This window comes from Pseudomonas fluorescens (genome assembly GCF_002837185.1).
GTDB lineage: Bacteria > Pseudomonadota > Gammaproteobacteria > Pseudomonadales > Pseudomonadaceae > Aquipseudomonas > Aquipseudomonas fluorescens_AM.
On record NZ_KZ478006.1, the window covers coordinates 21,139 to 41,557 of the forward strand.

The window sequence follows — 20,419 nt, forward strand, 5'->3', positions numbered from 1 at the left end:
AATTAAGCTTTTGGCTTAATGAGGCCGCGCCGCAGAGAAGGCGACAGGATCGCGTACTAATCGAAAAGGAATGCGTCGGCGACGGCTTGCAGGGGGCAGTGGAGAAACCAGTGCGGGGCCGAATGTAACACCTGAATTTCGGAGCGTCTAGCCCTGTTCTACGAAAAAGCCCCGAGATTTTCGGGGCTTTTTCTGGCGACGCTTAGATGTTGGCGTCGAGGAAAGCTTGCAGCTGGGACTTCGACAGCGCGCCCACTTTAGTGGCTTCGACGTTGCCGTTCTTGAACAGCATCAGCGTTGGAATACCACGCACGCCGTGCTTGGCCGGGGTTTCCTGGTTTTCATCGATGTTCAGCTTGGCAATGGTCAGCTTGCCTTCGTAAGTGGTTGCAATGTCGTCCAGGACCGGAGCGATCATTTTGCAAGGGCCGCACCATTCAGCCCAGTAGTCAACCAGCACCGGGCCTTGAGCCTTGAGTACTTGTTCCTCAAAGGTCGCGTCGGTGACGTGCTTGATAAGATCGTTGCTCATGGATGTCTCCGGATTGTAAGCAAAAAAAACGTTGCCCATCATAGCCGCCCTTCCCCCGTTCAGGAAGCCGCCTCTGATTGAGTGTTGCTATGGCCGAGCATGACTTTGAGTATCGCCTGCTCACGGCAAGCCAGGTGTGACGAAGGCAATGCCCGTGCGCAACGCCGCATTACGTACATGTTCCTGCATGGTTTTCTGCGCTGCCGCGCTGGTGCGCCGGGCCAGGGCGCGCAGAATCTTGCGATGTTCCTGCCAGGTTTCCATGGCGCGTTCCGGCCGGATGAACGGTAGTTTCTGGCTTTCCAGGAAGACCTCGGCGCTGGCGCTCAGAATACTCACCATCGCCTGGTTGCCGCTGGCCAGCAGGATGCGCCGGTGGAACTCGAAGTCCAGCCGGGCGGCGGTTTCAAAGTCACCGGCTTTGAGCACCCTGCGCATTGCTTCGACATTGTCCTGGAGGCTGTCGAGTTCGTCGGTGGTCAATGTGACCGCCGCCAAACCGGCTGCGAACCCTTCAAGGGCGTAACGCAGCTGGAAGATATCCAGCGGCGTGGCCTGCGCCGCAAACGGCCAGGCGAGTTCGGACGGCGGCGCCGGCGCCTGCACGAACACGCCCTTGCCCGGCTGCACACTGACCACCCCCAGGGCACTCAAGGACGATAACGCCTCCCGCAACGACGCCCGGCTCACGCCCAGACGCACCGCTAAATCGCGTTGAGAAGGTAATGCATCGCCCGGCCCGAAGCCCTGCTCCTTGATCAGTTTGCGGATGGCCTGCAGGGCCGCCTCCGGTACGGCTTGGGCGATGGAATTCATGGAAAACTCAAGGTTGCAGTCAACTGAGTGGCTAGTTGTAAAGCTATTCACGTCTGTCGGCAAGCCACGCCCCAAAGGGGCTCGCGCGCTTTTTACGGCGCTCGAAAAGGGTGCGAAAAGCGCAACCACTGTTCAGACCAGTAAGACCATCACACCTCAACGGCAGCGTGCCTTGCAGCCTCTTCCAGGGGGGCTGGCATGGGCTGTGCACTGGGCAAACTCAGAAAATTCCTTCGCCCTTCTCGGAGAGTTGCCATGACCAAGCGCTACAGCGCCCTGCTCACTGCCCTGTTTGCCAGCCTGATGCTGAGCCAGGCACCCGCCCAGGCCAACGGTCTGGACGATATCGTCGCCCGTGGCACCCTCAAGGTGGCTGTGCCGCAGGACTTCCCGCCATTCGGTTCGGTGGGCCCCGACATGAAACCCCGCGGCCTGGACATCGACACCGCCAAGCTGCTGGCCGACCAACTCAAGGTCAAGCTGGAGTTGACCCCGGTCAACAGCACCAACCGCATCCCATTCCTCACCACCGGCAAGGTGGACCTGGTGATCTCCAGCCTGGGCAAGAACCCCGAGCGCGAAAAAGTCATCGACTTCTCCAAGGCCTACGCACCGTTCTACCTCGCCGTATTTGGCCCGCCCGACGCCGCGGTCAGCAGCACCGACGACCTCAAGGGCAAGACCATCAGCGTAACCCGTGGCGCCATCGAGGACATCGAGCTGACGGCTGTCGCGCCCAAAGAGGCGACCATCAAGCGCTTTGAAGACAACAACTCGACCATCGCCGCCTATCTCGCCGGCCAGGTCGACCTGATCGCCAGCGGCAACGTGGTGATGGTGGCGATCAGTGAGCGCAACCCCAAGCGCGTACCGGCGCTGAAAGTGAAGCTCAAGGACTCGCCGGTGTACGTGGGCGTGAACAAGAACGAGCCGGCGTTGCTGGAGAAGGTCAACCAGATCCTGGTCGCGGCCAAGGCCGACGGCAGCCTGGAAAAAAACGCGCTGCAATGGCTCAAAGAACCCTTGCCTGCCGACCTCTAAGCCGGAGTTGATCCATGGCGTATCAATTTGACTTTGTACCGGTGCTGGCCAACACCGACCTGCTGTTGCGCGGCGCGCTGTTCACCCTTGAGCTGACGGCCATCGGCGCCATCCTCGGCGTAGCCCTGGGCACGCTCGGCGCCGTAGTGCGGGCGTGGAAGGTCCAGCCGTTCGCCTGGTTTTTCGGGGTGTATGTCGAGTTGATCCGCAACACGCCGTTCCTGGTGCAGTTGTTCTTCATATTTTTCGGCCTGCCCTCCCTGGGGCTGAAGATCACGGAGTGGCAAGCCGCCGTGCTGGCGATGGTGATCAACCTGGGCGCCTATTCCACCGAGATCATCCGCGCCGGCATCCAGGCTGTCCCGAAAGGACAACTGGAAGCCGCCGCCGCGCTGGCGATGACGCGTTTCGAAGCGTTCCGTCATGTGGTGCTGCTGCCGGCACTGGGCAAGGTGTGGCCGGCCTTGAGCAGCCAGATCATCATCGTGATGCTCGGCTCGGCGGTGTGTTCGCAGATCGCCACCGAAGAGCTGAGCTTTGCCGCCAACTTCATTCAGTCGCGCAATTTCCGCGCCTTTGAAACCTATGCCCTGACCACCCTGGTGTACCTGTGCATGGCGTTGATGATTCGCCAACTGCTCAACTGGATCGGCCGCCGTTATGTGATGAGGAACAGCCGATGAGCGATTTTTCCTTCTGGGACATCGTGCGCAACCTGCTCACCGGCCTGCAATGGACGCTGTTGCTGTCGCTGGTGGCGTTCATCGGCGGGGGCCTGATCGGGTTGCTGGTGCTGATCCTGCGCATCAGCAAAAAGGCATTCGCACGCAATGTTGCGCGCACCTATATCGAGCTGTTCCAGGGCACGCCGCTGCTGATGCAGCTGTTTCTGGTGTTCTTCGGCGTTGCCCTGCTCGGTGTGGATATCTCGCCGTGGCTGGCGGCAGCCATCGCCCTGACGCTGTTTACCAGCGCCTACCTCGCCGAGATCTGGCGCGGCTGCGTTGAGTCCATTGCCCATGGGCAGTGGGAGGCGTCGGCCAGCCTGGCGCTCAACCCCCTTGAACAACTGCGCTACGTGATCCTGCCCCAGGCCCTGCGTATTGCCGTGGCGCCGACCGTAGGGTTTTCGGTGCAGGTGGTCAAAGGCACCGCCGTGACCTCCATCATCGGTTTTACCGAGCTGACCAAGACCGGCGGCATGCTCGCCAACGCCACCTTCGAACCCTTCATGGTCTACGGCCTCGTGGCCCTCGGTTACTTCCTGCTCTGCTACCCCTTGTCCCTCAGTGCGCGCTACCTGGAAAGGAGACTGCATGCCTCTGCTTAGAATTTCTGCCCTGCACAAATATTACGGCGATCACCACGTGCTCAAGGGCATTGACCTGACCGTTGAAGAAGGCCAGGTGGTGGCGATCATCGGCCGCAGTGGCTCGGGTAAATCCACCTTGCTGCGTACCCTCAATGGCCTGGAGTCGATCAACGACGGCGTGATCGAAGTCGATGGCGAATACCTCGACGCCGCCCGCGCCGACCTGCGCAGCCTGCGGCAGAAGGTCGGTATGGTGTTCCAGCAGTTCAACTTGTTCCCGCATCTGACGGTAGGCGAGAACGTCATGCTCGCGCCGCAAGTGGTGCAAAAAGTACCCAAAGCCAAGGCAGCGCAGTTGGCCAAACAGATGCTGGAACGCGTTGGCCTGGGGGAGAAGTTCGATGCCTTCCCCGACCGTCTGTCTGGCGGCCAGCAGCAACGTGTGGCGATTGCCCGCGCGCTGGCCATGTCGCCCAAGGTGCTGTTATGCGACGAAATCACCTCGGCCCTGGACCCGGAACTGGTCAATGAAGTGCTCAGCGTGGTGCGCCAATTGGCCAGGGACGGCATGACGCTGATCATGGTGACCCACGAAATGCGCTTTGCCCGCGAAGTCGGTGACAAGCTGGTGTTCATGCACCAGGGCAAGGTGCATGAAGTGGGCGACCCCAAGCAACTCTTCGCCCACCCGCAAACCGCCGAACTGGCCAACTTCATTGGTTCTACGGAACAGCCGCACTGACCAGTTCGAATTGACCACGGCCCTCCAATCGCCTCTCCCGGCGCATTGAGAGGGCATCGGCGGGCAGATGAACCTCAATCTCTACCTGGGCCGTCAGTCGACGGCCCGTCATTGGCACACCGGCAGCGCTGGCAACCACTGTGCGGCCGGGCAAGAGCCGCCCGCCGGCCGTTGCATCGGTCTGCCACGTCACCGGTATGCCGTCGACGTGAGCCTGCATCAGGTTCAGGACGAAACGCCCTTGCCGGCCAAACTGAAAACCCTGGGCATCGGCGGGAACGCCATTAAAGCGCAGCGCCATTGCCGTCGGGTTGGCGCAAAGCACGCTCAGGTGCAGCGTACGCTGCGTATCCAGCCTCGCTGTCACGCTGCCCGACGACGCTTGCGAGGGCCGAATTTCGCCGTAGTCAACCCGTGGCTCGCTCAAGATCATCTGGCAGTCTTGCGCACGCGCCTGGTTTACCGACAAGGCGACCAACAGCAGGCACAAACCTGCGGCACGCGGGCCGTTTATCCGTTCAGCGAACATGGCATACCACCGGTGCAGTGTCGTAGAGTTGGTCATCATCAGGCTCTTGCTCCAGGTTGACGTGCAGCAGGCAGGATTGCGAATCCGGCAGTGAAACTTTCAGGGTTTGTGGGCCATCGATATTGCTGAGGAAAATCATGCCGTCAGCCACCACGTTGGTGACAAAGCTGTTGTCCTGGCCGAACACTGCGGCCCCTTGAGGCAAGGGCCGGCCCTGTTCGTCCCGGGCCTCAAGCAACAGGCGCCGGACTTTCACCACATCAAAGTCGAGCCTGTTGACTGAACCCCGACCGGCGGCGAGTACCTTGGTCCCGTTCTTCAAGTCGACCCGCTTGGGCAGCGACTGGGTCACTACTTGCAGATGGTTTTCGCTGTAGGCCTGCAGTCCGGGGATCACCGCCTGGCCGGTGAAATCGGTCCATACCGGCCCTTGGGGCGTCGAGACCTTGGCCACGCCGATATCGCCCACCGAGACAATGCCAAAGGTGTCCTGCACGGCATATGGCGAGAAGGTCACCCCGTGCTCGTGGGCCACAATGCCGCCTTGCAACTGACCGGTATAGTTGGTGTTCGACGGATCACGGCTGGCGCCCACGCTCAAGCGGGTATACAGCGGTAAGACGTCCAAACGGCCGTGCACGCTTTGTTCTCGTTCTTTCACATCCCGATCAACACCGACCTCGTAACTCACATAATCGTTGACTCGCTCGTTGAGGGCGGTGCCGGCATCCAGCCGATCACCTCGACGACTGACGTAAGAACTCACACTCCGATCAGCCCCGAGGGGCATCGTGACTTGCAGCCTGATAGACGTGCCCTCGTCCAGCCGTTCGTCGCGGCGGCCGCCCCTCACCGGGTCCAGGCGCCGAGGCTCGGTCGCTCCGACCTGAGCGTCGGCGATCAGGGCTACACCCACGCCGTAGAACGTGTTGTTCCACGAGGCAGAGAGGTGGTCGCTGGATCGCCCGTCAAATTGCGAGTTACGGGTAAAACCGAGGGAGAAACCACCCAGGGCCGGGTCAGCCCAGCTTAAACCTGCCGTGTACTGGCGCTTGAAACGTGCATCGAGGTCGTACCCCCGCGACGCCTGGCCGGCGTCCAGTACCTCGCGGTAACCGCGGCTCTGTGCCGAGGCGCTCAGGTTGATATCAAGGTTGGCGAATAACGGTGTACCCAAAGACAGCGTGCTACGCGCGCCGGCCACCTTGTCTTGGGCATCACGGGACAGGTTATGGCGCACGCCCACGTTCATCTGCTGGAAAAACACACTGCTCAGGGAGCCCCCCGCCGACTGATACTCCTCGGTACTCAGCAGACCGAAACCCAGCGACGAGCGCTGGCCCAGCCCCCAGGTACCGCTGCCCATGGCGACCACAGGGGACTCCTGCCCGTCGATGGAGGTGTCCCGCACCTTACCGAGGGAAAAGTAATAGCCCGGCGTGATCGGAGTTCCACCCCGAAAGGACGCGGCGGGCACCACGAAACTGCGCCTTGCCCCTCGCAGGTCAATCACGCTCACATCCAAGTCGCTGGTGCTGTTCAGCAACGGTAAACCGGTCAGCCTGAACGGACCTTCCGGCACCAGGGTGGAGTGGATCAATGCGCCCGACTGACGAACTTCGACCCGTGACTGGCTTTGAGCCAGCCCTTCAACCACGACGTTGTTGTCGCCAGCACCGGTGCGTTGCTGGCCGTCTGGAAAGAACTGCAAGCCCGTCAGTTGCACACCGCCAAAGATCGGGTTGTTGCTGGAAAGCTGCCCCACCTGGAAGGTCGACTGCAACGCCGCGATATCACGCTGGGCATAGGCATTGACCTGTTCGGTGTGCGTCTTGCCGTTGTCGGAAACATAAAACTGACGACTGCGAACAATCCAATTGCCCAGGTTGAATCCCGCCTCGGTATAGGCCGATACGAAGCGACTTGTTGGCCCACCGCGCGATTGGGTATCGAAACCCAATACGTCGTAGTTGAAGATGGCTGCCGCACCACCCTCGGAAAAATTCCCGACCTCCCACTCGGGCTCACGCAGGGACTGGGTCGGCACCACCAGGCTGACCTCGTCGCTGCTGGGGCGCAGCCGCACCGTGGTCGTCGGGTATTCCCCAACAAAATCGTGGCAGGCCTGGTCAGGGGTGATGCCCTCGCGCAAGAGCCTGGGCGGGGTAACCAGACCGGCCTTTGCCAACAACGCGGGGGTGAAGCACAGCTGCCCCTGGTAATCGAAACGGGCGTCAACCAGCCCCAGCGGCGTGCCATTGACTCGCAGCCCGACCACATGCACACCCTCGCGAAAGCGCGCTGCGCTGCGAAAGTATTCAGACACCTTCGGATCAATTCCAAGGGAGTTCAACGCGGCCAGGTCAAAACCCTCCCCCAGCCCAACCGCTGCGCTGGTACCTGGCAGACTCCACAGCGTCGCGAGCCCCAGCAGGACCCTCGCGCGCGCCTGGGAGGAACCGCTGCCCGACACGCGTTTGGCGGAACGACCTGATTGCCTGATTTTTTTCATAGGCCAGTCAATCCGCTCCTGCCGTAACGGGTGCGCGGTAGCTGTCCACCGTAAACCCATAGACCGTGGCCGGTTGAATGCCCACGGCCGCCACCCCCGCCACTGAGCCTGCCGACGCGAGCGTCAGTACTTCGCCCGGCAGGATGTAGGTTCGCGGCAACGTTGCCACGCCTGCCTGCGGATGCAGTTGGACTTCCATCCCAAGGCGCACGACGTAAGCGCTGTTGTTGTGGACCCTCAACTGACCCCCTTCACGCGTCCATGTCAGCAGTTGCCAGGGCGCGTCATGCCTGGGCAAGCCCTTGGGGTGCAGGATCAATGGAAGGCTCTGGCGCAAGGTGATACCAATGGTCGCACCGCCGGGTGCACGGGCTTCGGGGATACCTTCAAAGGAAACTCGCTTCAGGCGCTGGGTCTTGAGCGGCTTCTTCGTGGTACTGATGAAGCGGACAAGCTGGGTGTCGCCCGCTTCGACACGAGTAATCGGGGGCGTTACGATCAACAAGGGTTCAAGGTCTTCAGGTACGTTTTGTATGACCGAATGAAGCAAGGCAGGGCCGGGGTCCGTATTTTTAATGTTCAGCGTCGCCTCACCCTCTTCTTCATTCAGAATGACAACGGTTGTCTCGGGCTGCATTCCGTCCGCTACCGCCATACCACACAAAAAGAGGCACAAGCTTATATAGCGCAGCAACGACATCACGATCATTGTAAGAGCCCTCACCGGATTTTCCCCACAGCCATAAAGTCAAACATTAACTAAGGCGCACGTTAAAACAGCCGACACTTAACAAAGGGAGATAAGCACCCTGAGTCAATGTCGGCCGTTAATGACGTACTTAGATGTAATCCACTGAAATATTGGTGCGACCATCCAGCGTGATATCGCGGTTAATGTCCAAATCCTGCGTGCGGTTGATAACGGCTTTCACTTCAAGCGTGCCCGTAAGGGTGGTGATGGATGCAGGTACCGCAGCGGAGCCGCTACGCCAAGAATACTGGGCAGGCGATTGGGCGACTTTGCCATCACTGTTCTGCCAGGCCCCCGTATCTGCGCTGCGCGTGATCGGGCTCAGAGTCCCGCCGGACGATCTAAGGTCCTTGAGGGTAACGGAGTACCCACCGGTACGCTTGCCACCTTCCATGCCCAGGCCGTAGTTCTGCGCCTCGGTGAAACCGGCACCGAGAATGTTTGGCACCTTGCTGGCAGCTTGCAGGTCAGTCAGCATCACACGAAATTGTGCGCCTTTTTGGCCGCAGTTGAGGTTCATGCTGACCGTTTTCGCTGCAAGAGGAGTGGGCTGCACGCCGGACAAGCTTGAGGCGGGAATGTTCCCGTAATCCACGACGCCGCCAGCGCCGAGACTGACGTTGCAAGCCACCGGCTTGATAGTCCCTCGTACAATCAGTTGAGCGACACTCGTTGCATGAGCCCCGATACTCGCGATCAGGCAAAGCGTACCCACTGTCACACCAAGCATTTTTTTCATAATTAACCTGTCATCTGTAATGAGTCGGTGCATTTACAATGGCCGAACATTCCGTCCATACATAAATACCACCACGGCGAAGTTGCCGAGTGACAGTCTGCCGTTTTGGGATCGAGTTCATGAATCAGAGAACCCGCCAATAACTGTGGGAGCAGTAAAAATAAAAAGTGGGCCAGCCCTAATCTTCGAGTAGGCCTAAACTCAAACCCGACAAGCCAATAACTTTTAACGTGTAAGTAAAGTCACACACAGTACGATTACAGCAAGAAGTTAATTATTCCTACAAAGGTTGGAAGCCCATGCCTTGTGAACTTGGAAAGCAATCTTACTTAACCTGCAAGAATCCCTCACAGACGCCCGTAGGAGAATTACCGAAGCAGTACGCGTTGGCACCAAAGGTCGATCGTGGCACGATGGCTGGGTTATCGACCGAGACCCTCTTACCATGCCGCAATCCCAAGCCAAGAATCTGTCCCTGATCGCTGCCATCGACCTGGGCTCCAACAGCTTTCACATGGTCGTGGCCAAGGCCCAGAACGGTGAAATCCGCATCCTTGAGCGGCTCGGCGAAAAAGTGCAACTGGCTGCCGGGATCAACGACGAACGTCAGCTCAATGAAGAATCCATGCAGCGTGGGCTCGACTGCCTCAAGCGCTTTGCGCAACTGATCAACGGCATGCCCCCTGGCGCTGTACGAATAGTGGGCACCAACGCCTTGCGCGAAGCCCGTAACCGCAACGAATTCATCCATCGCGCCGAGGAAATCCTCGGGCATCCGGTAGAGGTTATTTCCGGCCGCGAAGAAGCGCGCCTGATTTACCTCGGGGTTTCCCACACGCTGGCCGACACCCCGGGCAAACGCCTGGTCGCGGACATTGGCGGCGGCAGCACCGAATTCATCATCGGCCAGCGTTTCGAACCCCTGCTGCGCGAAAGCCTGCAGATGGGCTGCGTCAGCTACACGCAGCGTTATTTCAAGGACGGCAAGATCACCCCGGCGCGCTATGCCCAGGCCTACACGGCAGCGCGGCTGGAGATCATGAGTATCGAACACGCCCTGCACCGCCTGAGCTGGGATGAAGCCATCGGTTCCTCGGGCACCATCCGTGCCATCGGCCTGGCGCTCAAGGCCGGCGGCCATGGCACTGGCGAGGTGAATGCCGAAGGCCTGGCGTGGCTCAAGCGCAAGCTGTTCAAGCTGGGGGATGCCGAGAAGATCGACTTCGACGGCATCAAGCCTGACCGCCGCGCGATCTTCCCAGCCGGCCTGGCGATTCTTGAAGCGATCTTCGACGCCCTCGAACTGCAACGCATGGATCACTGTGACGGCGCCCTGCGCGAAGGTGTGCTCTATGACCTGCTCGGCCGCCATCACCATGAAGATGTGCGTGAGCGCACCCTCAGTTCGTTGATGGAGCGTTACCACGTAGACCTGGAGCAAGCGGCTCGCGTAGAGCGCAAAGCCCTGCATGCCTTCGACCAGGTGGCCGACGACTGGGACCTGCAAAACGGTGTATGGCGCGAACTGCTGGGCTGGGCCGCGAAAGTGCACGAAGTGGGCCTGGACATTGCCCACTACCACTATCACAAGCATGGCGCCTACCTGATCGAGCATTCGGACCTGGCCGGGTTCTCACGGGAAGATCAGCAGATGCTCGCGCTGCTGGTGCGCGGTCACCGTCGCAATATTCCCAAGGACAAGTTTGCCGAGTTCGGCAAGGACGGCATCAAGCTGATTCGCCTGTGCGCGCTGCTGCGCTTCGCAATCCTGTTCCACCACATCCGTGGCACCCAGGAAATGCCCCAGGTAAAACTGCGCGCCGACGGCGACAGCCTGGAAGTGATGTTCCCCAAAGGCTGGCTGGATGAAAACCAATTGACCCAGGCGGACTTCGCCCAGGAAGCGGAGTGGCTGACGCGGGTGGGGTTCAGCCTGAACCTGCGCTAACCCGATCTAAACAGCACCGCAACACAAATGTGGGAGGGGGCAAGCCCCCTCCCACATTTTTCAGACCGTGCTGGGTCTCAGCTCACCGTCAGGATCGGGCTGCCCAGCTTCTCCAGCAGCGTCGCCTGCGCACTGCGCGGGTTCTGGTTGCCGGTCGGTGTGTTGCGTACATACCGCCCATCCGACTGCAGGCTCCAGCTGTGGGTGTTGTCGGTCAGGTAGCTTTCCAGCTCCTTCTTGACCCGCATGATCAGCTTCTTGCCCTCCACCGGGAAGCAGGTCTCCACACGCTTGTCGAGGTTGCGTTCCATCCAGTCGGCACTGGAGAGGAACATCTGTTCCTCACCACCATTCAGGAAGTAGAACACCCGCGTGTGTTCCAGGAAGCGACCGATGATCGAGCGCACATGGATGTTATGCGAGACGCCGACAATGCCCGGGCGCAGGCAGCACATGCCACGTACCACCAGGTCGATGCGCACGCCCGACTGGCTGGCCTTGTACAGCGCGCGGATGATCTTCGGATCGGTCAGCGAGTTGAATTTGGCGATGATGTGCGCCGGCTTGCCGTCGAGGGCAAACTGCGTCTCGCGGGCAATCATGTCGAGCATGCCCTTCTTCAGGGTGAACGGCGCGTGCAGCAGCTTCTTCATGCGCAAGGTCTTGCCCATGCCGATGAGCTGGCTGAACAGCTTGCCGACGTCTTCGCACAGGGCGTCGTCGGAGGTCAGCAGGCTGTAGTCGGTGTAGAGCTTGGCGTTGCCGGCGTGGTAGTTGCCGGTGCCCAAGTGAGCATAACGCACGATTTCACCGGCTTCGCGACGCAGGATCAGCATCATCTTGGCGTGGGTCTTGAAGCCGACAACGCCGTAGATCACCACCGCACCGGCTGCTTGCAGACGGCTGGCCAATTGCAGGTTGGACTCCTCATCAAAGCGCGCTCGCAGCTCGATCACCGCGGTGACTTCCTTGCCGTTACGCGCAGCGTCGACCAGTGCATCGACGATTTCCGAGTTGGCACCCGAGCGATACAGCGTCTGGCGCACGGCCAGGACGTGGGGGTCCTTGGCGGCCTGGCGCAGCAGGTCGACCACCGGGGTGAACGACTCGAAGGGGTGCAGCAGCAGGATGTCCTGCTTGCTCACCACGCTGAAGATGTTCTCGCTGTTCTGCAGCAGTTTCGGGATCTGCGGCGTAAACGGCTTGTATTGCAGCTCCGGGTGGCTGTCCAGGCCGGTGATGCTGAACAGGCGCGTCAGGTTGACCGGGCCATTGACCTGGTACAGCTCGGATTCGGCCAGGTTGAATTGCTTGAGCAGGTAGTCCGACAGGTGTTTGGGGCAGGTATCGGCCACTTCCAGGCGCACCGCATCGCCGTAGCGCCGCGAAAACAGCTCGCCGCGCAGGGCACGCGCCAGGTCTTCGACGTCTTCGGAGTCCAGCGCCAGGTCGGCGTTACGGGTCAGGCGGAACTGGTAGCAGCCCTTGACCTTCATGCCCTGAAACAGGTCATCGGCGTGCGCATGGATCATCGACGACAGGAATACATAGTTATCCCCAGCGCCCCCAACCTCTTCGGGTACCTTGATGATCCGTGGCAACAGACGTGGCGCCGGGATGATCGCAAGGCCCGAGTCGCGGCCGAAGGCGTCGATGCCTTCCAGCTCGACGATGAAGTTGAGGCTCTTGTTCACCAGCAACGGGAACGGGTGCGTCGGGTCGAGGCCGATCGGGGTGATGATCGGCGAGATCTCGTCACGGAAGTAACGGCGCACCCAGGTCTTGATCTTGGTGGTCCAGTGGCGGCGACGGATGAAGCGAACCTGATGTTTTTCCAGTTCCGGCAGCAGGATGTCGTTGAGAATCGCGTATTGGCGGTCCACATGGCCGTGCACCAGTTCACTGATGCGCGCCAGGGCCTGGTGCGGTTGCAGGCCATCGGCCCCGGCTTGTTCACGGGCGAAGGTAATCTGCTTCTTGAGGCCGGCGACGCGGATTTCGAAGAATTCGTCCAGGTTGCTCGAGAAGATCAGCAGGAATTTCAGCCGTTCCAGCAACGGATAGGACTCATCCAGCGCCTGTTCCAGCACGCGGATGTTGAATTGCAGTTGTGACAGCTCGCGGTGGATGTACAGGCTGCTGTCATCCAGGTTGGTGACCACGGCAACCGGCGCCGGCGCCGGCGCTTCGGCAACCACCGCAGGCGGGGCTGGCTCCAGCTCCGGCGGGGTCTCGGCGACTTGTTCAACCACCGGATGAGCGTCTTTTACGGCAACTACTGTAAGTCCTTCGGTATTCATGAGTGTTCCTGTGAGGGCTATTGTTGCTCTCTAAGCAATTGGGCAGCGCGGGCGGCGAAGTAGGTCAGAATGCCATCAGCGCCGGCACGTTTAAAGGCTGTCAGGGATTCGAGGATCACCCCTTCACTCAACCAACCATTCTGGATTGCGGCCATGTGCATGGCGTATTCACCGCTGACCTGATAGACAAAGGTCGGCACTTTGAATTCCTCTTTGACCCGGTAAAGGATGTCCAGGTAAGGCATCCCGGGCTTGACCATGACCATGTCGGCGCCTTCGGCCAGATCGGCCGCCACTTCGTGCAGGGCTTCGTGGCTGTTGGCCGGGTCCATCTGGTACGAAGCCTTGTCGGCCTTGCCCAGGTTCAGGGCCGAACCCACCGCATCGCGGAAGGGGCCGTAATAGGCGCTGGCGTACTTGGCCGAGTAGGCCATGATCCGCACGTTGACATGACCGGCCAACTCAAGCGCTTCGCGAATCGCCTGGATCCGACCGTCCATCATGTCCGACGGCGCCACCACCTGGGCACCTGCCGCCGCGTGGGACAAGGCCTGCTTGACCAGCGCATCGACGGTAATGTCGTTCTCGACGTAGCCTGACGGATCAAGGATGCCATCCTGCCCATGGGTGGTGAACGGATCGAGGGCCACGTCGGTGATCACCCCAAGCTGCGGGAAACGCTCGCGCAGGGCGCGGGTGGCGCGCTGGGCGATCCCCTGCGGGTTCCAGGCTTCGGCAGCGTCAAGTGACTTGAGCTCAGCGGGCGTCACCGGGAACAGCGCCAGCGCCGGAATGCCCAGTTCCACCCAATGCGCGGCTTCTTCAAGCAGCAGATCAATACTCAAGCGCTCCACCCCCGGCATCGAAGCCACCGCTTCCCGGCGATTTTCACCGTCCAGCACGAATACCGGCAGGATCAGATCATTCGTCGTCAGTACATTTTCACGTACCAGACGGCGTGAAAAATCATCACGGCGGTTGCGGCGCAGACGAGTGGCGGGGAATAGCCGATTGGCGGGGGTAAAGCTCACGACAGACTCCTGAGCCCGCGTTTACGGGCGAGCGGTGCAGTTATAAGCGGCCATTATGACGAACGAATGACAGTTGTGCTTATCGATGCGACCTGTAGTCGCATTCGGCACTGACATCGGAATTGTTCACTTCGTGACACATCTCGATACTTTCATGAATCTTCGTGAAGGCGTAGGCTGCGCGTTCATTTCGCCAGCACCCTAGACCATGCTTCAACAATTTCTGCATGACTTCGGCTACTTTGCCCTCTTCCTCGGCACGTTCTTCGAAGGCGAGACCATCCTTGTACTCGCAGGCTTCCTGGCGTTTCGTGGCTACATGGATATCAACCTGGTGGTGGTCGTTGCCTTCTTCGGCAGCTATGCCGGCGACCAGCTTTGGTACTACATGGGGCGCAAGCACGGCCGCAAGTTGCTGGCGCGCAAACCGCGCTGGCAATTGATGGGCGACAAGGCGCTGGAGCATATCCGCAAGCATCCTGATATCTGGGTACTGAGCTTTCGTTTTGTCTACGGTTTACGCACGGTGATGCCAGTGGCGATTGGCCTCTCCGGCTACCCGCCCCTGCGCTATCTGATCCTTAACGGTATTGGCGCAGCGATATGGGCGGCGGCGCTGGGGGCCGCAGCCTATCATTTCGGCGCAGTGCTCGAAGGCATGCTCGGCAGCGTCAAGAAATACGAGCTATGGGTGCTGGGCGCGTTGCTGGTGCTGGGTGTTGGCCTATGGCTGCAACGCCGCTTCAAGAATGCCCGTATCGCCCGCGAGGCATGCGCCGAGGCCAAGGCCCGGCAAGCAGCCGAAACCGCCCCGAGCGAAACACCTAAGACGCCAGACGCGTAAGCCGGCCTCTGCAGCAGTAGAGGCCGATCACGCTGAGCACACTGTAGCTTGCCAGGCCCAGCCAGCCCAGGTTGCCGGCGGGCCACAGCCCGACCCACGGCGCCAGCCCGACCAACGGCACATTCAGCCCCAGGCGCACCCACTCGGCCTTCAGCGCCCACGGGCGATTCTCCAGCGCGACCCCCAACGTGAACAGCCCCAACGCCATCGCTCCCCAGCCCAGGACCAGCGCCGCGGTGGGCAGACGTTCGCCGACATTCATCAGGTAGCTGCCAAAGCCCACGTAAACTGCGAATTGCAGCGCAATGTAGACCTGTTGGCGCCTGTCCAGCGGCACGTCGAATTTGCGGAACCGGGCCAAGTCCGGCTTGGCCACCGGATAACTGGCTTTCACGTCGGCGGGGCGCCAGCCGGTGCGCATGAACCAGATGCGCAGTTTGTCCCAGCGGCTTTCAGTACGCCGGGCATCGCTCCACAACTGCGCATAAAACTGCAGGTTCGCCCACAGCGGGTTCCAACTGGCCAGGGGCGTAGTCACACCGAAGATCACGGGCTCGTTGTCATCTTCCTCCTGGAACGTGCCGAACAGCCGATCCCAAAAAATGAACACCCCGCCGTAGTTGCGATCCATGTAGAGAGCGTTCTGTGCGTGGTGGGCACGGTGATTGGACGGGGTGACGAAGAACCATTCGAACCAGCCGAGCTTGGGAACGTGACGTGTATGCACCCAGAATTGATACAGCAGGTTGAGCGAAGCCACGCTGATGAACACCACCAGCGGCACACCGAGCACGGCCAGGGGCAGGTAGAAGATCCAGCTCAGCAGGAAGCCGGTGCTGGTCTGGCGCAGCGCGGTGGTGAGGTTGTAGTCCTCGCTCTGGTGATGCACGGAGTGCGCAGCCCACAGGATGTTGCGCTCATGGCCCATGCGATGCAGCCAGTAATAGCAGAAGTCGTAGAACACGAAGGCCACTACCCAGGTCCCTACGCTTTGGGCCGATAAATCGATCAGAGCCAGGTGCTTGAGGGCGAACGCATAGGTGAGCAAACCCACGCCCTTGGTCAATAGCCCGGTGGTGGTAGACAGCACCCCGGTGCTGAGGCTGTTGATAGCGTCGGCCACTCGATAGTTGCGCGCACCGCGCCAGCGGTCGGCCAGCAGCTCAACCACAATCAACGCAATGAAAAACGGTACCGCATAAGGCACGAAGTCCATGGGCTAGTCCGGTCTTTTTTTGTTACAGCAAGATTAGGTGCAGTGGCGTGAGTTCCCATTGGCAACAGGTTACAAATTAGTAGACATTTAACGCCATGAATCAGGAGAAATGCCCATGAGCAAAAAGATTGCAGTGATCCTTTCCGGCTGTGGCGTGTACGACGGTGCAGAGATCCAGGAAAGCGTGATCACCCTGCTGCGCCTGGACCAGCGCGGCGCTCACGTTGAATGTTTTGCGCCGGATATTGCGCAGTTGCATGTGATCAACCACCTCACCGGCGAAGAAATGCCCGAATCGCGTAATGTATTGGTGGAGTCAGCGCGCATCGCCCGAGGCGCGGTCAAGGATATCCGTGAGGCTAACGCTGCTGACTTCGATGCGCTGATCGTGCCGGGTGGGTTTGGCGCGGCGAAGAACCTGTCGAATTTCGCCGTGCAAGGCGCCAGCTGCAGCGTCAACCCACAGGTCCTGGAATTGGCCGAAGCCTTTGCCGAAGCCGGCAAGCCTGTGGGGTTGATCTGCATTTCCCCTGCCCTGGCCGCGAAAATCTACGGCCCCGGCGTGACCTGCACCATCGGCAACGATGCCGACACCGCAGCCGCCCTGGACAAAATGGGCGCCACTCATCAGGAATGCACGGTGGAAGATATCGTCGAGGACACCGCGCGCAAATTGGTCAGTACGCCGGCATATATGCTGGGCAAGAACATCAGTGAGGTGGCGTCAGGCATCAACAAGCTGGTGGACCGGGTGTTGGAGCTGACCCACGAGAACGACTGACACCCTCTTTCTGTAGGAGCGAGCTTGCTCGCGAAGAACCTGGGAGCGCCGCGTCATCCAGAGCATCCGCGTTATCGTTGACGTTCCTCGCGAGCTTGCTCGCTTCTACAGAGGCTTCATCAAACGGGTAAGCAGGCGGTCCAGCGTATTGGCAAACGCCTGCTTGTCTTTCTCGCCATGGGGCGGTGGCCCGCCGCCCATCTGCCCTTGCTCGCGCAAGTCGGTGAACAGGTTGCGTACCGCCAGCCGCTCGCTCATGTTCGCCGGGCTGAACTCTTTGCCGCGCGGGTCGAGGGCGGTGACGCCCTTCTTGACCAGGCGGTCGGCCAAGGGCACATCGCTGCAGATCACCAGTTCGCCGGGCATGGCGTGCTCCACCAGATAGTCATCCGCCGCGTCGGGGCCGCTGGGCACCACGATCAGCTTCACACAGGCAAAGCTCGGTTTGATCTGGCTCTGACCGGCCACCAGCACCACGTCGAAGTGGCGCTTGAGGGCGAATTTCACCACCTGATCCTTGGCCGCCCGTGGGCAAGCGTCCGCGTCGATCCAGACCCGCATACCTACGCCGCCGCCCTTTGCTTTTCAGCCAGGCGGCTGCGGCCGTACAGCACCACGATCGCCAGGATCGCCACGGCCTGCGCACTCAACGAATACGCATCGGCGTGAATGCCCAGCCAGTCAAAGTCAAAAAACGCCACCGGTCGAGTACCGAAGATGCCGGCCTCTTGCAGCGCCTTGACGCCATGCCCGGCAAACACAACCGACAGCGCGCACAACAGCGCGGCGTTGATGCCAAAGAACAACGCCAGCGGCAGCTTCGCCGAACCGCGCAGAATCACCCAGGCCAGGCCCACCAGCAGTACCAGGGCGGTGGCGCCACCCGCCAGCACCGCGTCGTGCCCGGCCGGGCCGGCTTGCAGCCACAGGGTTTCGTAGAACAGGATCACTTCGAACAGTTCGCGGTACACCGAGAAGAATGCCAGCAGCGCAAAACCGAAGCGCCCACCGCCGCCCACCAGGCTGCTCTTGATGTAGTCCTGCCAGGCTGCGGCATGGCGCCGGTCGTGCATCCACACGCCCAGCCACAGCACCATCACGCTGGCAAACAGCGCCGTGCAGCCCTCCAGCAATTCACGCTGGGCGCCGCTGACATCAATCACATACGCCGCCAGCGCCCAGGTGGCCAAGCCGGCCAACAGCGCCAGGCCCCAGCCGACGTTGACGCTGCGCACCGCCGATTGCTGGCCGGTGTTACGCAGGAAGGCCAGGATCGCGGCCAGCACCAGGATCGCCTCCAGGCCTTCGCGCAGCAGGATCAGCAAGCCCGAGATGTAGCTCAACGACCAACTCAGGCCGTCGCCGCCGAGCAAGCCGGCCGACTCGCCGAGCTTGCCCTTGGCCACGTCCAGGCGCTGTTGCACCTGCTCGATCGGCAGGCCGTCCTGCAATGACTGCCGATAGGCCATCAGCGCCTTCTCGGTGTCCTTGCGCACATTGGCGTCGACGTTATCCAGTGAGCTTTCCACCAGCTCGAAGCCTTCCAGATAAGCGGCTACCGACAGGTCATAGGCTTGCTCGTGGTCACCGTTACGGAATGCAGCCAGGCTTTTGTCCAAGGTGGCGGACGTGTAATCAAGCAACTGCGCCGGGCCACGCTTGACCTGCGGCGGTTGCGCGCGCTGGGCGCGGAAGGTCGCCGCCGCCGCTGGGCCGTCTGCCGCCAGCACTTCGTTGGGCGTCTGGCGCGCCAGGTCGGCGAGGTTGAAGGGCTGTTCGCTCTTGGCCGCAGCCGGGGCCGCCGTGAAACCTGCGATGTACGTGGCGAGGTCCCAACGCTGACGGTCATCCAACTGGTCGGAAAAGGACGGCATGTCGGTGCCTTCGACACCCAGGCCGAGAGTGTTGTAGATCGCATACAGGCTCAGGCGATCCAGGCGCGTGGCATCGCGCAGGTTGGCCGGCGGCGGGGTCATGCCCATGCCGGCCGGGCCATCACCGGCGCCGGCAGTACCGTGGCACACCGAGCAATGCTGGGCATACAGCGGTGCACCGCGCGTGGGATCGGGGGTGATCGCCGGCGCCTGGCTGACTTCATACGCCACCGCCAGCTTGGCGCCCAACTGACGGGCCTGATGGGCGACAGTTGCGCCATCTGCATGGGCAGTGACCGCCGCCAGCAACTCATCGACGCCTGTTATCAACTCGGCGCGTTCGGGTTTTTCCGGCAGATCTGCCACTAGGCCCAGCAGCACGCCAAGAAACTCCACCTGCTCGCGGTATTCCGAGTCGTCCACCACCTTGCCCGCCTCTACCGTCGGCGGGTAGTCGGCGCCGATGTAATCGAGCAAATGCAGAGCCTGTGGTGCGCCTTCGGTGGTCGCGGCCAACAGATTGAAGCTGCACGACATCAGCGCCGGCAACAACAGCCATGCGAGAAAGCGAAAAGGGGCAGTCATGAATGAATCTCAGGTGGAAATACGAAGTAACACTATTGTTGAGCTTTAACCGATTTGACTCAAGGTGTTATTTCGTCACGCTACAAACCAATGTGGGAGGGAGCTTGCCTCCGATAGCGGTGGGTCAGCCGATATACTCATCAACTGATCCGCCGCCATCGGGAGCAAGCCCCCTCCCACATTTTGATCCGGTTTCTTCAGTCAGGCCGTGGCGCGATGCAGGCTGGCGAGGAAACCGGCGGCGCCAACGAATAGCCCGGCGAACGTGCGGTTTACACGCTTCTGCTGTTTGGGCGAGCGCAGCAGGCGCAGGACCTTCGAGGCCAGACCCGTATAACCGGCCATCACGATCATGTCGACGCTGATCATGGTCGCGCCAATGATCAGGTACTGAATCGCCAACGGCGCCTGTGGATTCACGAACTGCGGCAACACCGCGAGCATGAACACCAACGCCTTGGGGTTGCTGGCGTTAACCAGGAAACCGCGGAACATCATCGCCATCGGCTTGCCGATCGGGCGTATCGCCGCGTCATCGGTCATGTCCATCGGCAACGCGCGCCATTGCTTGATGGCCAAGTAAATCAGGTACGCCACCCCAAACCATTTGATCGCATAGAACGCGGTCGACGACGCCGCCAGAATCGCACCCAGGCCGCCCGCCACCACGGCAATTTGCATCGCCAGGCCCAGCTGCAGACCGATGGCGTTCCAGTAACCGCGTACAAAACCGTATTGCAGGCCGCTGGACATCGAGGCGATGGCGCCTGCGCCGGGGGAAAGGGAGATGATCCAACTGGCCAGGAAAAAAGCCAGCCACGTGTCGAGTGCCATAGCACACCTCGAAAGGGAGTTTGCGGTTGTGC

Annotated in this window: 19 protein-coding genes; 7 read left to right on the plus strand and 12 right to left on the minus strand. The window is 60.8% G+C overall.

What is annotated here, in order from left to right:
• Positions 1-202: 202 nt before the first annotated feature.
• Positions 203-532, minus strand: a complete 330-nt coding sequence (gene trxA / locus CIB54_RS18985) for a thioredoxin TrxA (RefSeq protein ID WP_065950449.1) — start codon at positions 530-532, stop codon at positions 203-205.
• Between the two features lie 120 nt (positions 533-652).
• Positions 653-1,348, minus strand: a complete 696-nt coding sequence (locus CIB54_RS18990) for a FadR/GntR family transcriptional regulator (RefSeq protein ID WP_065950450.1) — start codon at positions 1,346-1,348, stop codon at positions 653-655.
• 255 nt (positions 1,349-1,603) lie between these two features.
• Here CIB54_RS18990 and CIB54_RS18995 point away from each other — a divergent pair, with 255 nt between their 5' ends.
• Genes CIB54_RS18995 through CIB54_RS19010 form a run of 4 tightly spaced genes read left to right on the plus strand, consistent with a single transcriptional unit; the run spans position 1,604 to position 4,443 of the window.
• On the plus strand, positions 1,604-2,389 hold the full coding sequence (locus CIB54_RS18995) for a transporter substrate-binding domain-containing protein (RefSeq protein WP_101220667.1): 786 nt from the start codon (positions 1,604-1,606) through the stop codon (positions 2,387-2,389).
• A gap of 14 nt (positions 2,390-2,403) precedes the next feature.
• The gene (locus tag CIB54_RS19000) at positions 2,404-3,072 is read left to right on the plus strand and encodes an amino acid ABC transporter permease (protein ID WP_101220668.1); all 669 of its coding nucleotides are present in this window, start codon (positions 2,404-2,406) and stop codon (positions 3,070-3,072) included.
• Positions 3,069-3,719, plus strand: coding sequence for an amino acid ABC transporter permease (locus tag CIB54_RS19005; RefSeq protein WP_065950452.1), 651 nt, complete (start codon positions 3,069-3,071; stop codon positions 3,717-3,719). The genes CIB54_RS19000 and CIB54_RS19005 overlap by 4 nt, the downstream gene beginning before the upstream one ends.
• On the plus strand, positions 3,706-4,443 hold the full coding sequence (locus CIB54_RS19010; RefSeq protein ID WP_065950453.1) for an amino acid ABC transporter ATP-binding protein: 738 nt from the start codon (positions 3,706-3,708) through the stop codon (positions 4,441-4,443). Before CIB54_RS19005 ends, CIB54_RS19010 begins: the two co-directional genes overlap by 14 nt.
• Here CIB54_RS19010 and CIB54_RS19015 read toward each other — a convergent pair.
• From CIB54_RS19015 to CIB54_RS19030, 4 genes are all read right to left on the minus strand, one after another.
• Positions 4,424-5,008: a DUF1120 domain-containing protein gene (locus CIB54_RS19015; protein ID WP_232790578.1), complete on the minus strand. Its 585-nt coding sequence runs from the start codon at positions 5,006-5,008 to the stop codon at positions 4,424-4,426. The genes CIB54_RS19010 and CIB54_RS19015 overlap by 20 nt on opposite strands.
• Positions 4,962-7,484: a fimbria/pilus outer membrane usher protein gene (locus CIB54_RS19020; protein ID WP_232790579.1), complete on the minus strand. Its 2,523-nt coding sequence runs from the start codon at positions 7,482-7,484 to the stop codon at positions 4,962-4,964. Before CIB54_RS19020 ends, CIB54_RS19015 begins: the two co-directional genes overlap by 47 nt.
• Before the next feature lie 7 nt (positions 7,485-7,491).
• Positions 7,492-8,193, minus strand: a complete 702-nt coding sequence (locus tag CIB54_RS19025) for a fimbria/pilus chaperone family protein (RefSeq protein WP_083217943.1) — start codon at positions 8,191-8,193, stop codon at positions 7,492-7,494.
• Positions 8,194-8,323: 130 nt separating this feature from the next.
• Positions 8,324-8,974 (minus strand): DUF1120 domain-containing protein, encoded by a 651-nt coding sequence (locus CIB54_RS19030; protein WP_101220689.1) that lies wholly within the window; start codon positions 8,972-8,974, stop codon positions 8,324-8,326.
• Between the two features lie 445 nt (positions 8,975-9,419).
• Here CIB54_RS19030 and ppx point away from each other — a divergent pair, with 445 nt between their 5' ends.
• Positions 9,420-10,922, plus strand: a complete 1,503-nt coding sequence (gene ppx, locus CIB54_RS19035; protein WP_065950455.1) for an exopolyphosphatase — start codon at positions 9,420-9,422, stop codon at positions 10,920-10,922.
• Positions 10,923-10,999: 77 nt separating this feature from the next.
• Here ppx and ppk1 read toward each other — a convergent pair whose 3' ends face one another.
• Entirely contained in the window at positions 11,000-13,222 is a 2,223-nt protein-coding gene (gene ppk1, locus CIB54_RS19040; protein WP_065950456.1) for a polyphosphate kinase 1, read from the minus strand.
• 17 nt (positions 13,223-13,239) lie between these two features.
• Positions 13,240-14,253 (minus strand): porphobilinogen synthase, encoded by a 1,014-nt coding sequence (gene hemB, locus CIB54_RS19045; protein ID WP_065950457.1) that lies wholly within the window; start codon positions 14,251-14,253, stop codon positions 13,240-13,242.
• Between the two features lie 208 nt (positions 14,254-14,461).
• Between hemB and CIB54_RS19050 the strand changes: the two genes are divergently transcribed.
• Positions 14,462-15,097, plus strand: a complete 636-nt coding sequence (locus CIB54_RS19050; protein ID WP_065950458.1) for a DedA family protein — start codon at positions 14,462-14,464, stop codon at positions 15,095-15,097.
• Here CIB54_RS19050 and CIB54_RS19055 read toward each other — a convergent pair.
• Positions 15,078-16,313, minus strand: a complete 1,236-nt coding sequence (locus tag CIB54_RS19055) for a sterol desaturase family protein (protein WP_101220670.1) — start codon at positions 16,311-16,313, stop codon at positions 15,078-15,080. The genes CIB54_RS19050 and CIB54_RS19055 overlap by 20 nt on opposite strands.
• A gap of 115 nt (positions 16,314-16,428) precedes the next feature.
• On the opposite strand from CIB54_RS19055, the gene elbB reads away from it, so the two are divergent.
• Positions 16,429-17,094 (plus strand): isoprenoid biosynthesis glyoxalase ElbB, encoded by a 666-nt coding sequence (gene elbB, locus CIB54_RS19060; protein WP_065950460.1) that lies wholly within the window; start codon positions 16,429-16,431, stop codon positions 17,092-17,094.
• Between the two features lie 105 nt (positions 17,095-17,199).
• Here elbB and CIB54_RS19065 read toward each other — a convergent pair whose 3' ends face one another.
• The 3 genes from CIB54_RS19065 to CIB54_RS19075 form a co-directional block, all read right to left on the minus strand.
• Positions 17,200-17,655, minus strand: a complete 456-nt coding sequence (locus tag CIB54_RS19065) for a YaiI/YqxD family protein (protein WP_065950461.1) — start codon at positions 17,653-17,655, stop codon at positions 17,200-17,202.
• A 2-nt stretch (positions 17,656-17,657) separates the two neighbouring features.
• Positions 17,658-19,553 (minus strand): FTR1 family protein, encoded by a 1,896-nt coding sequence (locus CIB54_RS19070; protein ID WP_101220671.1) that lies wholly within the window; start codon positions 19,551-19,553, stop codon positions 17,658-17,660.
• Positions 19,554-19,754: 201 nt separating this feature from the next.
• Positions 19,755-20,387: a LysE family transporter gene (locus tag CIB54_RS19075; RefSeq protein WP_065950463.1), complete on the minus strand. Its 633-nt coding sequence runs from the start codon at positions 20,385-20,387 to the stop codon at positions 19,755-19,757.
• Positions 20,388-20,419 lie beyond the last annotated feature (32 nt).

Bases quoted from the DNA above. Each gene is read 5' to 3' on its own strand.
- trxA (WP_065950449.1), bottom strand. From the start codon at position 532: ATGAGCAACGATCTTATCAAGCACGTCACCGACGCGACCTTTGAGGAA.
- CIB54_RS18990 (WP_065950450.1), bottom strand. From the start codon at position 1,348: ATGAATTCCATCGCCCAAGCCGTACCGGAGGCGGCCCTGCAGGCCATC.
- CIB54_RS18995 (WP_101220667.1), top strand. From the start codon at position 1,604: ATGACCAAGCGCTACAGCGCCCTGCTCACTGCCCTGTTTGCCAGCCTG.
- CIB54_RS19000 (WP_101220668.1), top strand. From the start codon at position 2,404: ATGGCGTATCAATTTGACTTTGTACCGGTGCTGGCCAACACCGACCTG.
- CIB54_RS19005 (WP_065950452.1), top strand. From the start codon at position 3,069: ATGAGCGATTTTTCCTTCTGGGACATCGTGCGCAACCTGCTCACCGGC.
- CIB54_RS19010 (WP_065950453.1), top strand. From the start codon at position 3,706: ATGCCTCTGCTTAGAATTTCTGCCCTGCACAAATATTACGGCGATCAC.
- CIB54_RS19015 (WP_232790578.1), bottom strand. From the start codon at position 5,008: ATGACCAACTCTACGACACTGCACCGGTGGTATGCCATGTTCGCTGAA.
- CIB54_RS19020 (WP_232790579.1), bottom strand. From the start codon at position 7,484: ATGAAAAAAATCAGGCAATCAGGTCGTTCCGCCAAACGCGTGTCGGGC.
- CIB54_RS19025 (WP_083217943.1), bottom strand. From the start codon at position 8,193: ATGATCGTGATGTCGTTGCTGCGCTATATAAGCTTGTGCCTCTTTTTG.
- CIB54_RS19030 (WP_101220689.1), bottom strand. From the start codon at position 8,974: ATGAAAAAAATGCTTGGTGTGACAGTGGGTACGCTTTGCCTGATCGCG.
- ppx (WP_065950455.1), top strand. From the start codon at position 9,420: ATGCCGCAATCCCAAGCCAAGAATCTGTCCCTGATCGCTGCCATCGAC.
- ppk1 (WP_065950456.1), bottom strand. From the start codon at position 13,222: ATGAATACCGAAGGACTTACAGTAGTTGCCGTAAAAGACGCTCATCCG.
- CIB54_RS19050 (WP_065950458.1), top strand. From the start codon at position 14,462: ATGCTTCAACAATTTCTGCATGACTTCGGCTACTTTGCCCTCTTCCTC.
- CIB54_RS19055 (WP_101220670.1), bottom strand. From the start codon at position 16,313: ATGGACTTCGTGCCTTATGCGGTACCGTTTTTCATTGCGTTGATTGTG.
- elbB (WP_065950460.1), top strand. From the start codon at position 16,429: ATGAGCAAAAAGATTGCAGTGATCCTTTCCGGCTGTGGCGTGTACGAC.
- CIB54_RS19065 (WP_065950461.1), bottom strand. From the start codon at position 17,655: ATGCGGGTCTGGATCGACGCGGACGCTTGCCCACGGGCGGCCAAGGAT.
- CIB54_RS19070 (WP_101220671.1), bottom strand. From the start codon at position 19,553: ATGACTGCCCCTTTTCGCTTTCTCGCATGGCTGTTGTTGCCGGCGCTG.
- CIB54_RS19075 (WP_065950463.1), bottom strand. From the start codon at position 20,387: ATGGCACTCGACACGTGGCTGGCTTTTTTCCTGGCCAGTTGGATCATC.